The sequence below is a fragment of the Acinetobacter sp. RIT698 genome, from assembly GCF_009668065.1.
Lineage (GTDB): Bacteria > Pseudomonadota > Gammaproteobacteria > Pseudomonadales > Moraxellaceae > Acinetobacter > Acinetobacter guillouiae.
Window position 1 is genome coordinate 71,809 of record NZ_WJYH01000001.1, and the last position, 15,455, is coordinate 87,263.

Here is a 15,455-nt window from a genome sequence, read left to right on the forward strand (position 1 = left end):
ATTTACTTTCGCTGGCTTTGTAACAGTCTTTGCCCCAACTTGCTTCTCTACGAGCGCTTTTTCTTTAAGCTGTTTTGCTTCAAGCGATTTGTCTTGCACAGTATTCTGTTGAGTCACCTGTTTAATGTCTTCGACTGTAGTTTGGGTTGAGTTTTGCTCTACGCTTTTCTCTTTAGGCAGCGTAGCTAAAGTTGTTTCTGTTGTCATCTTGATTTACTCGCAGCTTATTTGATGTATTTGTTAAATAATGGATACCCGATACCTAGCGCTTTGGCATATAAGGTGGGTGATACACGTTTTAATATCCAAAACAGTTTTGCGTCTGGCTGAGGAATGGTGTACAGCTTGCCTGCATCCAAGTTATTTAAGGTTTTAATCACCACCTGATCACTGGTGGTAAATGCATGATTCATCAGTAAATCATCTGCTAAACCCGCATAATGACCAGGCAAACGACCATTTTTCATAATATTTGTAGGCACTAATGTTGGACACAGCACATTCACTCGAATGTTGTCACCGCGAAGCTCTGCTGAAAGGGTTTCTGACAATGCCAGCACACTGGATTTTGTTACGTTATAAGCAGTCATTTCGGGAGCTGCTGTATACCCCGCAGCTGAAGCAACATTGATAATTGCTCCATAACCTTGTTGCTTAAACTGAGGAACAAAATAATGGCAACCATGAATAACCCCCCAAAGGTTGACATGCATACACCATTGCCAATCTTCCAGTGACACTTCATCAAACTTACCGCCCAGTCCTACACCCGCATTATTAATGATCAGGCTTACAGGATGATTCATTAATTTTTCGGCTTGTTCTGAAAGTGCTTTTACTTGCTCTTTCACACCCACATCACATTGCACAGCAAATGCTTTAGCTGAAGTTTGTGATTCAATCAAACTGACAGTTTCTTTGGCTGCATCCAGATTTATGTCAGCACAAACAATTGTTCCTCCGCGTTTTGCAAGTTCCATTGCAAAACTACGTCCAATGCCACTGCCTGCGCCAGTCACGACCGCATAAGCATTTTGGCTCGGCTTAACTTTTTTAGAAAAAATACCCATAAACTTTAAATCCATCTCTTTTAGGTTTTTATGAACGCAATGCAGGATAAAATTCTTTCGTCAAATATGGCGTAAGAAGACCTGTCTTTGGATTCAGCAGTTTCTCTTTGTAATAGTCCAAAAATTCAGATGTATCATGATCATTTGGATGAAAATCGGGACGAAGATAATCAAAAATATGTTTAAAGCTACTGCCGTAAACACCATCTTTTAAGCCAAAGATCAGGCGAAAATTATATGGAATCTCTTTCCAATAACGTAAGCTAATCAGGTTCTTAGGATTGCGATAAAAAGGAACTAAAAATGATGCAGCTGAAATCAGCACCAAAATCGTGATCAATGCGGGAAAGAATCCAGCAATACGTAATAAATAGTTATTAGATAATTCTTGAAACACATCGAAAGCAATATCCTTATGCTCTGATTCTTCAAGCATATGCCACATCCAGATTGCCCGTTGTTTTTCATCTTGCGAACGGAAGAACACTTCTTCATGATTCATCATGTATTCTGCAAGTACCGCAGTAAAATGTTCGATACCAGCCATCAACGACAATTTCATCGGTTGTGGAAGACGCTCAAACCCATATTCAAAAGCCCAGCCAGCCCAAGTACGAAACAGCTTTACTGGCAAATCACGAATTAAATAAGCGTCATTTAACTCTTCATGCATTTTTGAATGAATCGCCTCTTGACCAATCAATGAAGTAACACGTTGCTTCAATAATGGATCAGTAATGAAATCACGATGATAACGAGCAGTATCAATCACAAGATCTTCACCACGAGTTAAGAAAATCGACAATGACGCAAAATATGCACTTGCCAATTCTGCATCCATATAAAATCGGTGATCTACTTGCGCTGGATCAAAATCAAACTTCATATGACGAATTGGAATAATCGACGTTTGATTTTCCAGACTGAATGGTGCCGCAGCAAAAACTTTAGCAACGGCTTTCTTAATTGGCTTAGCGAACATAGCTGGTACTCTTTATTCATTTAATATGGCAATCCATTTCATCGTCTTTACGCTGATGAGCTACAGATCGCCTTTTGAGTAAAAACTCTACTTTGATGGCTAAAAATTACGACATGCTTTGTCAATTACCATTGGCACATGCATTCATTCGGTTTGCAAATTATGACAACCTTAGATAATTGTCAGACAATCACTTTTAAGAGTTGCCTCCACTGATAAAGAATGTCCCTTAAAAACAATTTTTATAAAGTGCTTGGTTAAAATCACAGCTTTTAAAAAAAAGCTTTTCCTTCAAAAATTGATGGAAAAGCTCAGTATCGATCTACAACATCGTTTTTATATTGAATAGAAAATTTGAATGCTAAGATTGAATAAAATTACATCCGTAAAGCAGGGGTAAACTCTTTAACAAAATAAGGGGTGAGTGTGCCTGTTTCAGGATCAAGTAATTCTTTTTTGAAATATTCTAAAAGCTCAGTTGTATCATGATCATTAGGATGAAAGTCTGGACGCAAATAATCAAAAATATGGCCTAAACTGCTACCAAAAACACCATTGTCTCGACTAAATAATAAATCCCAACTACCCTTTGCCTCTTTCCAAAAACTTAGACTAAAGCTATTCATTGGACGTCGTAAAAATGGCAACATCAATGCGCCAGCACCTACGCCTAGACCCAAAGTAATCAACGCAATAAAGAATCCTGAAATTCGTAATGGATAATTTGCAGAAAGCACTTGATAAGTATCATAAGCAATATCTTTATGCTCAGACTCTTCCAGCATATGCCATAACCATAAAGCACGTGTTTTTTCATCAAGAGAATGATTAAAGATGTCTTGATGCGTCATGGCATATTGAGCAAAGACAGCGGTGAAATGCTCAATCCCAGCCATCATTGAAAGCTTTAAAGGTTGTGGGAATTTTAAAAAAGTATGATTAAAAACCTGTTCTGCTAAAAATCGATACAACTGCACAGGCAAATTATTTGGAATCATGGTTTCATTGTATTCTTCATGGACTTTTGAGTGAATTGCCTCTTGCCCAATCAAACTGGTTAGACGCTGTTTTAAAACAGGGTCTTGTATTTGATCACGATGATGTCGTGCGGTTTCGATCACCAACTCTTCACCATAGGTCAAAAAAATTGACAGTGCGGCAAAATAAGCAGTCGCCCACTCTTTTTGCATAAAAAATTTAACATCCAACTCATCTGGGCTAAATTTAAAATTGAAGTGACGAATCGGGATATTCGCAATCTGATCTTTTAAATTAGGCAATCGACTTGGAAAAGCTTTTGCAAACACTTTTTTGACAGGCTTAGCAAGTAACATATGAAGCACCTATTGTTTATTTAGGGATCAAGGATTTGACTGAAAACCAGTTCAAATTCACATTTCAAGTAAAAAAATCCTATTTATGTTGGAAAAGTAAGTCATCTGGATTCAAATACCACTGACATTTCAGGTCAATCCATTGGCAATTTATGACTATTCAATAAAGTGTCTGACAAATAAGGCCTGAGCTTGCCTCTACTGATAAATAATGACCTTTGCGGACAAGTCATCAGCTTTGGCTTAAATCATGATTTAAATCTTAGGTATGCCAACCCTTAACCACGGATGCTCTACATTACTGAAATCAGGCAACAAGAAAAGGTTCATGTCAGCACATATAACAATAGAGAGCTTTTTTATCGTGGTGTATCTGGGCCACAGTTAATCTTTGGGTCACACTGAATCAGTGCTAAACTTCATGATGTACTTTTTACACAGCACAAAATAAAACAATGTTCAATTTCATTTGGCGCTTTGTACAGCTTCTTCAATTGGATCAATTCAAGTATCGAAAATTGACGGAGGGTGAAATTCGTATTAGCCAAAGTGTATTTGGAGATTTAATTGACTACAGCCAAGTCAAGGTGATGAATCATCCTTATTTACCGTGGCAGCCTGTTGGTATTTTGATGGCGCCCAATGGTTATATTCACTTAAAAGATGCAGACTATTGTGAAGACTTTTCCTGTATGAGCTTGGGTTATCAAGCTGTTTTTATTCATGAAATGGCCCATATTTATCAATATCAGCGTCATGAAAATGTATTACTGAAGGGGGCGATTTTACAGTCCGCACTTTACCTGAGTTTTGGTAAATATAACCCTTATCGCTACACCCTCATTCAAGGAAAAGCTTATTTCGATTACAATATTGAGCAACAAGGCGATATTGCCAAAGATATTTATTTAAATCGAATTGAAAATATTATTCTGGATAAAAATGCAGTCAATCATTCTATTTAAGTCCCTTGTTTTGATGCTAATTTAAACAATTTAAGTGATGTATTTCACAAAAATAAATTAAAGCTAATCCTTTCCAATATAAAATTCAAAAAATAATGAAAAATCACTAGTTTCTATAAAAAAAATACACTAAATTCATGAGGTCATTGATGGTGTATTGAATAAACTTGATGAATTACTAGCTTCTGACGTTTTTTTAGTTAAAATACTCAATGTCTGAAATTTTTGCCTTGCAAGAAAATAAAGATTTTGATGATTTTTTAATGATTTTATAGTTTCGCCCTTTGGCAATTTCTGTGATATCTATATACATATGTTGAATAACTACATTTTAAAAATCAACAATTTGTGTATAAATTACCCTATTGGAATAGGATTTGGTTTAAATGAAAAGTTTTAAAATTGCTCTCGCGCAATTCTCTCCATTCATTGGTGATATTGAGTCGAATGTTCAAAAAATGATTGAACAAGCCAATGATGCAAAAAAACAGAATGCTGAAATTGTTGTTTTCCCTGAACTTTCTATAATCGGTTACCCTGCCGAAGATTTGCTTTTACGCCCAAGCCTAGCAAAGCGTACTGCACAAGCTTTCGAGAAACTGTCTACTGTTAAAGACATTGTGATGGTATTTGGTTTTGCCAACCTTACTGACGATGGTCAACGCTACAATGCTGCTGCAGTGATGAAAGATGGTCAAGTTTTAGGTGTTTACAACAAACAAAATCTTCCTAATTACAGCGTTTTTGATGAAAAGCGTTATTTTAATGAAGGACATCAACATCTTGTATTTGAGTACTTAGGTCATAAGTTCGGTGTACTGATTTGCGAAGATGTATGGTCTTTAAATACAGTTCAACAGCTTGCTCAACTCAATGTGGAAAGTGTTCTGGTCTTGAATGCTTCACCTTATGAAGTCGGTAAACCGCAACATCGTATCGAAACATTAAAAGAGTTGGCAAAACAGCTCCACCTCAATGTGGTTTATATCAACCAAGTGGGTGGTCAAGATGATCTCATTTTTGATGGGACCAGTTTCGTCATTAACCATTCAGGTGAAGTTGCACTACAAGCACCAAGCTTTAAAGAAGATCTCTACTTTGCTGACTATCAAATAGAAAATAAAGCCTATCAAGTGGTTGAAGCTGCGCCAGCATTAAACACTATGGCTGAGATCTATCAAGCTTTGGTTTTAGCAACACGCGACTATGTACAACGCTCTGGTTTCCCTGGTGTGATTTTAGGACTATCGGGCGGTATCGACTCAGCTTTAACCTTGGCAATTGCAGTTGATGCGATTGGTGCAGATAAAGTTCAAGCCGTGATGATGCCTTATACTTACACATCACAAATTAGTGTGGAAGATGCAACTGAACAAGCAAAACGCATGGGCGTTACTTTTGGTATTGCCGAAATTCATCCTATCGTAAATAGCTTTATGCAGACCTTATTCCCATTCTTTGGTAACTCACCTGCGGATACAACTGAAGAAAACCTTCAAGCGCGTGCACGTGGTACATTGCTTATGGGCTTATCTAATAAGTTTGGTAACCTTGTGCTTGCAACAGGCAATAAGTCTGAGCTTTCTGTAGGTTACTGCACACTGTATGGCGATATGGTAGGTGGTTTTGCTGTACTCAAAGATGTTTATAAAACTATTGTTTTTGAATTGGCTAAGTACCGTAACAGTATTTCTGAAACGCCTGTGATTCCTGAACGGGTTATTTCTCGTCCACCATCAGCAGAACTTCGTCCTGATCAAAAAGATCAAGACTCTTTACCTGCTTATGATGTACTTGATGCCATTCTATATGCATATATTGAGGAAGAACAAAGCCAAGAAGACATCATTGCCAAAGGTTTTGAACGTGCAATCGTGGAAAAAGTCATTCAGCTTGTCGACCGCAATGAATACAAACGTCGTCAAGGTTCAATTGGACCACGTATTAGCTCACGCGCATTTAGCCGTGAACGCCGTTATCCGATTGTAAATGGCTGGAAAGCAGGTGTATAAGCCTCGTGAATGTGAATAATTCACCTCCACCTTCGAGCTTTGCTCAGGAACTTGCTCAAGCATTATTGCTTGAGCAAGTTCGCTTTATTAAAAAACAACTCTTAGATCAAAAAAATCCGCAATTTATTCAAAATTTTATTTCCCAAACCTATCAAAATGCAGACAAAATCCTTTTAAAAAATGTGATTCAACTTGAGCAACTCCAGTCTGTAGTGCAAAAATATGCTTTTGAATTGAATTTAGGCGCAGATATTCTTGAATTTATCGGTGTCGTCGCTCAAAAAATTCATCAATATGCCATTCATAGTCAAACCATTTTCAATGATCTACTCTCAGATGAATCTTTTGAACTGTGGATGTTTAAAATCTTAGAATTAGAACAATTAAGAGACTATATTCAAGAAAACTTACAGCACAACCCGCAGATTCAACAGGTTAGCCTACAGCTTGCCAATCAGATTTTAGAAAGCAACACCCCTTGGCTCAACCAGCTACGTCAATACACTGTGAAACATAACCGTATTGGCGCTAAAGTCATCAGCTTTATTCAAGATCAACAACACAATATTGAGCTTAAATTAGAACAACAACTCGCAACTGCTATCCGTAGCCAACTCAGCAATATCATTCTACTGCCTAATGAAGACCTGGCAGATATCGCTACACATGTTTGGAATGAAGTTAAGCAACGCTCATTAAAAGAGGCTTTCTCTCAAGTTCAATCCATTGATTTTGAGGAATTCTTTATTCTTGTTTATGAAACTTGGAAAGAATTACGTCAAACAGAATATATGCAACAGGTCATTTTAAATGTTGTCGAAGCATTTTATGAATACTTTGGCGAATATAGCTTACAAGAATTACTACACTCTGTTGGCTTAGATCAAAACGATTTATTTATCGAAGCAGATCGCTTTATTCCACATACACTAGGTGCTTTGGATCAACATGGCTTATTGGATGAGATCATTCAATCCTTGATTGCGCCATTCTACCTTGACACGCAAACACAAAGATTTATAGAAAATTATTTAGCAGAAAAAGCTTAGGGTCTGTTGACATTTCATAAATGGCTTGCGTTGTAGGTTAAAATTGAGCAGGCAAGGCATGAAACGAAGAGAATAGCGAGACTATTTTCGAGTTTCATAACGAAGGCTGAGATAATTTTAACCACAACCCTGAGCAAGAACAAAGCACTGCTTTGTTTGCAGCGCAAGGCGCAGCGGGGGACTAGCGTGTTTTTTGTCGCTACGTGTTACCTTGCGAAACGATGTTTCTCATCATTTAGAATGACTAAATTTCGTATTTCGTGCCTAGTATCGCCTAAAAAACACACGTAGTCGCAAACGTAGACGAATTGTCAACAGACCCAAATAAACATTCAACTGGATTTTTTCAGTGTTCTAAATATTCATACATGATGATAATTTTTATCTGTATCTACTGATCTTTTGATGATGCACAAAAAAAGAGACCATGCAGTGAGCATGGTCTATAAAAATGGTGGCTATGACGGGACTTGAACCTGTGACCCCCGCATTATGAGTGCGGTGCTCTAACCAACTGAGCTACATAGCCATAAACTGTGTGCGCATTATCTAAAGTTATCTACCCTACGTCAAGCATTGAAACACACCAATGATCATACTTTAAGCAATTGATATTTAAATGTTTAAAATTAATACATATTTATGTTTTTATCGAAAAAATCAGCTTAATAAGTATCGTAAATAAGTAAGGAATTAAGCTCTCTCCCCTATTTATCTCTAAAAATCGATAGCAAAAATAGAGAGTGGCTTACCACTCTCTATTTGCAACAAGCTCTTCCATTTCAATATCAAGATACCCTTGGTCTTGTACCACCATCATCATTGCTTCAGCAATATAATCAGCTGCAGTACCATCCAAAGAAGAATCAAGATCCTCAAACTGTGGCTTCATTTCATTAATTTCAGTCACAGTCAGTTTTGCCATAGAATAAATTTCTGCATCACTGAAGCTGGTTTTTGCCACTTTTTTAGCAAAATTTTCAATAAGTTGCTTAACCTCAGCAACTAGAATATCTGGATAATATTCATCATCGAACATTGGGAGAAGTAGATCGTTAAACATTGCAACCTAAAATAAAACAGCAATTCACGCGCTTATATAACACAAACCATACAATTCACCAAATTGATCAGGCAATTTAACTGATTAATTTTTCAGATGTAGATGATCTAAATTTTAAAAAAAAGATCAAACAATATTAGAGGCTATTGATCATTCATCATTAAATTGCAGAGCGCATGGCTTGCCATACTTTAATTGCATCCGACATTGCTTTTACATCATGTGCACGCACCATACACGCGCCTTGTTGAATACTGAGCAAGTGTGCAGCAACACTACCTACAGCACGATGATTGGCATCTGCACCATCTAAAGCTTCACCAATGAAGCGCTTACGTGATAAGGCTGATAAAATTGGATAACCCATGTTGTTCAGTTGATAAAACTCATTGAGAAGCTTTAAATTTTGTTGCGCATTTTTAGCAAAACCAAAACCAGGATCTATCATGATATTTTTAGGGTGAATTCCTGCCTGTAGTGCATCATCTACGCGTTGCTGTAATTCAGCAACTACCTCTTGAGTAACATCTTCATACTGGTCAAGATGATTCATTGTGGTTGGCTCGCCTCGCATATGCATAATAATCACAGGGATATTGAGCTCTGCAGCAGTCTCTAAGGCATGTGGACGAGTTAAGGCACGGACATCATTCCAAATATGTGCACCAGCCTTAACCGCCTCACGAATGACTTCGGGCTGTGAGGTATCTATTGAAATAATGACATCCAATTTGGCTAATTCAGCAACCACAGGAACAACACGACGTATTTCTTCGGCAATCTCGACTACAGATGCACCCGGGCGTGTAGATTCACCGCCAACATCAATCACTGTCGCACCATCAGCAATCATTTGCTTGGCATAAGCAACAGCTTGATCTTTTTGATCATGCTTCCCACCATCGCTAAATGAATCAGGAGTGACATTCAAGATACCCATGACATGTGCTTGTGATAAATCCAGACTTAAACGCCCACATTGCAAAATTTGCTTGGGTAGTGGCATCAGTTGCATGTCAATTCTCCGTATTCAATTCAGGCTAGTTTAACAATTCAAATCAATAGCACAGTGATTTTTTTTCATCTGTGAATTTTTTCGTGTAAAAAAAGAGCCTCGATTGAGGCTCTTGTTTATTCACTGACTGATCAGGTTGCTGGTAATGGTGGTGGTGTTGATGGACCATCTGTAGGTGTTACATCAAGCACTGGATTTTCAGCCACATAAACCTTAGGTGGCTGAGGATCACGACCTTCCATGATGTCACGGATTTGATCACGATCAATCGTTTCCCATTCCATCAAGGCTTTTACCATTGCATGTGCAATATCTTTGTTATTTTCAAGGATATCACGCGCAACACGATACTGTTCATCCAAGATACGACGTACTTCTTGGTCAACCTGTTGTTGTGTTGCTTCAGAAATCGTACGGCTACCGACATTTCCGAAGAAACCATTCTGGTTTTCATCTTCATAGACCATCACGCCCATTTTGTCTGACATACCATACTTGGTCACCATCGCACGTGCCATTTTGGTTGCACGCTCAAAGTCGTTAGACGCACCCGTTGACATTTGATCAATGAAAACTTCTTCAGCAATACGACCACCGAATAAGATTGAAAGTTCATTCAACATCTTAGACTTGTAATGGCTAGTTTGATCATGTTCTGGCAACTGCCAAGTTACACCCAAAGCCCAACCACGTGGCATAATTGTTACTTTATGCACAGGGTCAGTCCCTGGAAGAATTTCTGCAACAATGGCATGACCTGCTTCATGATATGCAGTCGCACGACGTTCTTCTTCACGGATCACCATCGACTTTCGCTCAGGACCCATGTAGATCTTATCTTTTGCATCTTCAAAGTCATGCATATCGACGGTGTTCTTGTTACGACGAGCAGCAAACAATGCAGCTTCATTCACAAGATTCGCCAATTGCGCACCAGAGAAACCAGGTGTACCACGTGCCAATACTTTAAGATCAACACCTGTTACCGAAGGAAGTTTCTTCAAATGCACGGCCAAGATCTGTTCACGACCTTTAATATCTGGCAGACCCACCATCACTTGACGGTCGAAACGCCCCGGACGAAGTAATGCTTTATCCAATACATCCGCACGGTTTGTTGCAGCAATGACGATAATCCCTTCATTACCTTCGAAACCATCCATTTCAACAAGCATTTGGTTTAGTGTTTGTTCACGTTCATCATGACCACCACCTGTACCTGAACCACGATGACGACCGACTGCATCAATCTCATCAATAAAGATAATACATGGTGCATGGCGTTTCGCCTGTTCGAACATGTCACGCACACGAGATGCACCAACACCAACGAACATTTCAACGAAGTCAGAACCTGAAATACTAAAGAATGGAACTTTGGCTTCACCAGCAATCGCTTTCGCAAGTAAAGTTTTACCTGTACCTGGAGGACCAACCATCAATACGCCTTTAGGAATTGTTGCCCCTAAGCGTTTGAATTTTGCAGGGTCTTTCAAGAAATCAACGATTTCCACAACTTCTTGTTTTGCTTCATCACAACCAGCAACATCGGTAAAGGTCACTTTGATTTGGTCTTCTGAAAGCATTTTTGCTTTAGATTTACCAAAACTCATTGGACCATTTTTACCACCTGCACCACCACCCATGTTACGCATAAAGAACATGAACAATAAAATAATTAAAAGCACAGGAAAGCTTGCGATGAGAAGTTGCATCAATAAACCTTGACGTTGAGGTGCAGTACCTTCAACAACAACGTTATTTTTGATGAGTGTAGGCATCAATTCAGGATCTTGAACTGCTGGGCGAATACTTTCAAAGTTCGAACCGTTCTTTTTTTCGCCGCTTATTCTTTCACCATCAATTGTGACTTTACTAATTTGACCAGCATTCACCGCTGTGACGAATTCTGAATAATTCATCGCAGAAGGCTTACTGCGGTCACTGAGATTGCTGAAGATTAAGATCAGCACACCCAGTATGACCAGCCACAATACGGCATTTTTGAAGTAATCGCTCAAAGCTTTATTCCCATATATAACTATTTTGATCAGGCTCAATCTTGCTTGATCGTAACAAAAAGCGAGTAATGAATTTCGCAATAAAGGTTAAAAAGGTACAAAATGCACAATTTTTAACAACTTGGCAAGCATTTGTTGGCAATTCATTACGAAGAATGAACATACCTCAAAAACACCACCTATTGCGAAACTTTTTTACGGCCCTGTCCAATTAAAAAAACTTCTTTTGAACGTGCACGTGAAGCAGCTGGTTTTGCTGTTTTTAACACATCAAAACTATCCACGACTTGCTTTCGGAACTCATCAAAACCAGTTCCTTGGAAAACTTTAACTAAAAACTGCCCTTTTGGTCCAAGAACCTTGTTGGCAAAATCTAACGCAAGTTCACACAAGTAAATCTGGCGAGGTTGATCTACAGCCCTATTACCTGATGTATTGGGGGCCATATCTGAAATTACAACGTCTACAGTGCGTCCATTTAAAATATTTAACAATTTTTCGAAAACTTCTTCTTCTCTAAAGTCACCTTGTAAGAAAGTAACATCAGGTAAAGCATCCATTTCTAAAATATCTGAAGCAATCACTAAACCTTTATCACCGACCAGTTTACCTGCGATTTGCGACCAACTTCCTGGCGCAGCACCCAAGTCAACCACGGTCATCCCTGGTTTAATCATTTTGTGTTTTTCTTGAATTTCAAGAAGTTTATATGCAGCACGAGCGCGGTAACCTTCTTTTTGTGCTTTTTTCACAAAAGGGTCATCTAAATGCTCTCTCATCCACGCACGACTACTTTTGGATAACTTCTGGTTGGTAATGCGTGTAGCCATAACTCTCTTGATCTAAACCGATAACTAACTTCTGATTGTACGTGAAAAAAATTCTCATTGCAGTATTCATATTGATTTAAATCGACAGATATTGATATGTTTTTTTGAATAAGCTTCATCGATTATTTCTACAGAATTTACAGCGTAGTGATATGGCTTTTGTTATACTAAGTCGTTTCTAAAATTAGGTTATCTTTTATGGCGGCTCTATCTATCCAAGAACGTAAACGTTTACGTCAAATCGGACATGCGTTAAACCCTGTTGTAATGCTTGGCGATAAAGGCTTGACTGAAAGTGTCGTTGAAGAATTAAACCGTGCTTTAAATGATCACGAGTTAATTAAAGTCAAGGTTACAGGTGAAGACCGCGAAGCACGTGCTGCAACGATTACTGAAATTGCCAATGTCACTGGTGCGGAAGTTGTTCAAACAATTGGTAAAATTGCATTGCTTTATAAAAAAGCTGCGAAACAAAATCCAAAATTGTCTAATTTAGTTCGCCACGCTCATCTTTCAAATTAAGATTTATTTTCATGGCAAGTTTCGAACTGAATGCATTTGATCGTCGTTTTCAAAGTATCTCCCTAGTTGGTGCGATTGAACAAATTAGCCCATATACACTCAATGTCGGTTATTGGTTAAGAGATCCCAATCAATTCATAATTTATCCTGAACTGGTTACAGCAAATCCACGTCAGGATTTCCTTTGGGAAAATACCTGTTTTGAGATTTTTATTGGTGTGCAAGGTGAAGATTATTATCGTGAAATTAATCTATCCCCTTCTCAAGCTTGGCAAGCTTACCAATTTGAAGAATATCGTTATCCTGAAAATATGCCGCCAGTCGCTGCTTATGACATTGAATTAAATCAGTTAAAGCGTACGCATTATGGATTAAATGTCAGCATAGATCTTAGCGAGTTCATGCTTGCCAATAAATTAAAATGGTCAGACTTATTTTTAGGTTTAAGCACTGTTTTAAATACCACGCAAGGTCAACATTTCTTTGCTATGCAACACAGTGGCCAACAGGCCGACTTTCACAATAAACGTGATTGGTTACATACATTTTAAAATACGCTTATGTAAACTGTGATTGAAAATAAAAAAGTGAGGCAACTAGCCTCACTTTTTTATTGCCATTTTTCTTAAAAATGGCTTTCCTCAAAACATAAGCTTTACATATCTTATTGTTTTGTTGTTACTTTATTCCAAACTTCTAAAGTATGATCTTTTGAACGCTTTAAAGTTTCAGTTAACTGTACTTTATGTTTGCTCGAAATTTGTGAAACATCTTCACGAATTTCTTTACCAACTTCAGTTAACTCTTTCACTAAAATGCTTAATTCAGATTTTAAGAAATCAGCCAATTCAACCAAATCTTTTTGTGAAGTTGAAAATTGTGATTTGATCACATCAAGACGTTGCACCAAATCTTGTTTAAAGTTTTGTACTTGATCTTGAACTTGCTCAGTTAATTGCTCTGATTCTGCTTCAAGTTTAGTTTTAGTTTCGGTAACCGCTTCAGCAACTTTTTGCTGTGCTTCTTTACCTAACTTCTCTAAATTTTCTGTAGTTTCAGTTACAACTTCTTTCAAAGCCGCAGTCTCTTTTGTTACTTTATTTGTAACAGTTTCTTTAGATATAGTCATATTGATTCCCCCTGGAATGTGAGTCAATAAGATACATTGAAAGGATAAATTTTAGATTTTGATTTGTCTGACAATATTTAAATACTTACAATTTCAAACAATTCACTTTAAAAGCAGAATTAATGCTAAATAGCAAGGTATTTATCTTAGATTATCCCTCGAAATAAAATAGACTTTCGAGTGGCTCATGCGTATAATGCGCTGTTAAGTTACAAGCGAGCAGACAAGAGGAGGGTAGGATTTAGTAAGCCTTCCTTTTTTTTCGTCTACTCGCTTTTTTACAGCCCTATTTTTGTGGTTTTAGTTCAGGAGCTATGGTTTGAGCACCCCCGCCATTTTAGCCCTTGCTGACGGTACTGTTTTTAAAGGTACATCGATCGGCGCTACGGGAAGTACGACTGGTGAAGTCGTTTTTAACACTGCCATGACTGGTTATCAAGAAATTTTGACCGACCCTAGTTATGCACAGCAACTTGTAACTTTAACTTATCCTCATATCGGTAATACTGGTTGTAATGAAGAAGACGCTGAATCAGGTCGAATTCATAAAGTTTGGGCGAATGGTTTAATCATTCGTGACCTACCGTTATTACACAGCAATTTCCGAGCTACTCAGTCTCTTGGCGAATATTTACAACAACATAATGTCGTTGCCATTGCAGATATCGATACTCGTAAATTGACACGTATTTTACGTGACAAAGGCGCACAAAACGGATGCATTCTTGCCGGCGATAATATTACTGAAGAAGAAGCTATTGCAAAAGCACGTGCCTTTGGTGGTCTAGATGGTTTAGACCTTGCGAAAGAATGTTGTGACCCAGAAGGTTTTGAATGGACCGAAGGCTCATGGACATTGGGCCAAGGCTTTTCTCAACCAGAAGCAAAATTTCATGTTGTTGCATACGATTACGGTGTCAAAACCAACATCTTACGTATGCTTGCAGACCGCGGATGTAAATTAACTGTTGTTCCTGCACAAACACCTGCTGAAAAAGTATTGGCGTTAAACCCAGATGGCGTATTTTTGTCAAATGGACCTGGCGATCCAGCAGCATGTGATTATGCAATTGCAGCAGTAAAAACCATTGTTGAAACTACAAACCTACCTGTTTTCGGTATTTGTTTGGGTCATCAAATTCTAGCTTTAGCTTCTGGCGCTAGAACTGTGAAAATGCCACATGGTCACCACGGTGCAAACCATCCTGTACAGAACCTTGAAAATGGTACAGTGATGATTACTTCTCAAAACCATGGCTTCGCAGTAGATGCAGAAACTTTACCTGCAAACCTCAAAGCTACGCATAAATCTTTGTTCGATCAAACCTTACAAGGTATTCATCGTACAGATAAACCTGCGTTTAGCTTCCAAGGTCACCCTGAAGCAAGCCCTGGTCCACATGACTGTGCCCCATTGTTCGATCATTTCATCGAACTTATTGAAGCATCTAAGAAGTAATTAA

At 38.2% G+C, this 15,455-nt stretch carries 14 protein-coding genes and 1 tRNA gene; 6 read left to right on the forward strand and 9 right to left on the reverse strand.

Going from position 1 to position 15,455, the window contains the following annotated elements; all coding sequences use genetic code 11:
• Positions 1-224: 224 nt before the first annotated feature.
• The 3 genes from GJV03_RS00360 to GJV03_RS00370 form a co-directional block, all read right to left on the reverse strand.
• Positions 225-1,070: an SDR family NAD(P)-dependent oxidoreductase gene (locus tag GJV03_RS00360; protein ID WP_154129208.1), complete on the reverse strand. Its 846-nt coding sequence runs from the start codon at positions 1,068-1,070 to the stop codon at positions 225-227.
• Positions 1,071-1,098: 28 nt separating this feature from the next.
• Positions 1,099-2,052: a metal-dependent hydrolase gene (locus GJV03_RS00365; RefSeq protein WP_154129209.1), complete on the reverse strand. Its 954-nt coding sequence runs from the start codon at positions 2,050-2,052 to the stop codon at positions 1,099-1,101.
• Positions 2,053-2,429: 377 nt separating this feature from the next.
• Positions 2,430-3,386 (reverse strand): metal-dependent hydrolase, encoded by a 957-nt coding sequence (locus tag GJV03_RS00370; protein ID WP_004717307.1) that lies wholly within the window; start codon positions 3,384-3,386, stop codon positions 2,430-2,432.
• 455 nt (positions 3,387-3,841) lie between these two features.
• Between GJV03_RS00370 and GJV03_RS00375 the strand changes: the two genes are divergently transcribed.
• The 3 genes from GJV03_RS00375 to GJV03_RS00385 all read left to right on the forward strand — a co-directional run bounded on the left by GJV03_RS00375 (position 3,842) and on the right by GJV03_RS00385 (position 7,412).
• Positions 3,842-4,351 carry a hypothetical protein gene (locus tag GJV03_RS00375; protein ID WP_056518112.1) on the forward strand — a complete coding sequence of 170 codons (510 nt, stop codon included), beginning with the start codon at positions 3,842-3,844 and terminating at the stop codon, positions 4,349-4,351.
• 386 nt (positions 4,352-4,737) lie between these two features.
• Complete coding sequence (locus GJV03_RS00380) at positions 4,738-6,363, forward strand: NAD+ synthase (RefSeq protein ID WP_004717311.1); 1,626 nt, start codon at positions 4,738-4,740, stop codon at positions 6,361-6,363.
• Between the two features lie 5 nt (positions 6,364-6,368).
• Complete coding sequence (locus GJV03_RS00385) at positions 6,369-7,412, forward strand: hypothetical protein (RefSeq protein ID WP_004823222.1); 1,044 nt, start codon at positions 6,369-6,371, stop codon at positions 7,410-7,412.
• A 452-nt stretch (positions 7,413-7,864) separates the two neighbouring features.
• On the opposite strand, the gene GJV03_RS00390 is transcribed toward GJV03_RS00385, so the two are convergent.
• From GJV03_RS00390 to rlmE, 5 genes are all read right to left on the reverse strand, one after another.
• Positions 7,865-7,941: transfer RNA gene (locus tag GJV03_RS00390), tRNA-Met, on the reverse strand.
• A 219-nt stretch (positions 7,942-8,160) separates the two neighbouring features.
• Complete coding sequence (locus GJV03_RS00395; protein ID WP_004717317.1) at positions 8,161-8,475, reverse strand: DUF5713 family protein; 315 nt, start codon at positions 8,473-8,475, stop codon at positions 8,161-8,163.
• Positions 8,476-8,635: 160 nt separating this feature from the next.
• Complete coding sequence (gene folP, locus GJV03_RS00400) at positions 8,636-9,490, reverse strand: dihydropteroate synthase (RefSeq protein WP_154129211.1); 855 nt, start codon at positions 9,488-9,490, stop codon at positions 8,636-8,638.
• 131 nt (positions 9,491-9,621) lie between these two features.
• Complete coding sequence (ftsH, locus tag GJV03_RS00405) at positions 9,622-11,511, reverse strand: ATP-dependent zinc metalloprotease FtsH (protein ID WP_004823226.1); 1,890 nt, start codon at positions 11,509-11,511, stop codon at positions 9,622-9,624.
• 179 nt (positions 11,512-11,690) lie between these two features.
• Entirely contained in the window at positions 11,691-12,341 is a 651-nt protein-coding gene (gene rlmE / locus GJV03_RS00410) for a 23S rRNA (uridine(2552)-2'-O)-methyltransferase RlmE (RefSeq protein ID WP_004717323.1), read from the reverse strand.
• Between the two features lie 198 nt (positions 12,342-12,539).
• Here rlmE and yhbY point away from each other — a divergent pair, with 198 nt between their 5' ends.
• Both yhbY and GJV03_RS00420 read left to right on the forward strand, forming a co-directional pair.
• Positions 12,540-12,863 carry a ribosome assembly RNA-binding protein YhbY gene (gene yhbY / locus GJV03_RS00415; protein WP_004717326.1) on the forward strand — a complete coding sequence of 108 codons (324 nt, stop codon included), beginning with the start codon at positions 12,540-12,542 and terminating at the stop codon, positions 12,861-12,863.
• Positions 12,864-12,874: 11 nt separating this feature from the next.
• Entirely contained in the window at positions 12,875-13,414 is a 540-nt protein-coding gene (locus GJV03_RS00420) for a DOMON-like domain-containing protein (protein WP_154129212.1), read from the forward strand.
• A 113-nt stretch (positions 13,415-13,527) separates the two neighbouring features.
• On the opposite strand, the gene GJV03_RS00425 is transcribed toward GJV03_RS00420, so the two are convergent.
• Complete coding sequence (locus tag GJV03_RS00425; protein WP_154129213.1) at positions 13,528-13,992, reverse strand: hypothetical protein; 465 nt, start codon at positions 13,990-13,992, stop codon at positions 13,528-13,530.
• A gap of 319 nt (positions 13,993-14,311) precedes the next feature.
• Between GJV03_RS00425 and carA the strand changes: the two genes are divergently transcribed.
• Positions 14,312-15,451, forward strand: a complete 1,140-nt coding sequence (gene carA / locus GJV03_RS00430; RefSeq protein WP_004823230.1) for a glutamine-hydrolyzing carbamoyl-phosphate synthase small subunit — start codon at positions 14,312-14,314, stop codon at positions 15,449-15,451.
• Positions 15,452-15,455 lie beyond the last annotated feature (4 nt).

Bases quoted from the DNA above. Each gene is read 5' to 3' on its own strand.
- GJV03_RS00360 (WP_154129208.1), bottom strand. From the start codon at position 1,070: ATGGGTATTTTTTCTAAAAAAGTTAAGCCGAGCCAAAATGCTTATGCG.
- GJV03_RS00365 (WP_154129209.1), bottom strand. From the start codon at position 2,052: ATGTTCGCTAAGCCAATTAAGAAAGCCGTTGCTAAAGTTTTTGCTGCG.
- GJV03_RS00370 (WP_004717307.1), bottom strand. From the start codon at position 3,386: ATGTTACTTGCTAAGCCTGTCAAAAAAGTGTTTGCAAAAGCTTTTCCA.
- GJV03_RS00375 (WP_056518112.1), top strand. From the start codon at position 3,842: ATGTTCAATTTCATTTGGCGCTTTGTACAGCTTCTTCAATTGGATCAA.
- GJV03_RS00380 (WP_004717311.1), top strand. From the start codon at position 4,738: ATGAAAAGTTTTAAAATTGCTCTCGCGCAATTCTCTCCATTCATTGGT.
- GJV03_RS00395 (WP_004717317.1), bottom strand. From the start codon at position 8,475: ATGTTTAACGATCTACTTCTCCCAATGTTCGATGATGAATATTATCCA.
- folP (WP_154129211.1), bottom strand. From the start codon at position 9,490: ATGCAACTGATGCCACTACCCAAGCAAATTTTGCAATGTGGGCGTTTA.
- rlmE (WP_004717323.1), bottom strand. From the start codon at position 12,341: ATGGCTACACGCATTACCAACCAGAAGTTATCCAAAAGTAGTCGTGCG.
- yhbY (WP_004717326.1), top strand. From the start codon at position 12,540: ATGGCGGCTCTATCTATCCAAGAACGTAAACGTTTACGTCAAATCGGA.
- GJV03_RS00420 (WP_154129212.1), top strand. From the start codon at position 12,875: ATGGCAAGTTTCGAACTGAATGCATTTGATCGTCGTTTTCAAAGTATC.
- GJV03_RS00425 (WP_154129213.1), bottom strand. From the start codon at position 13,992: ATGACTATATCTAAAGAAACTGTTACAAATAAAGTAACAAAAGAGACT.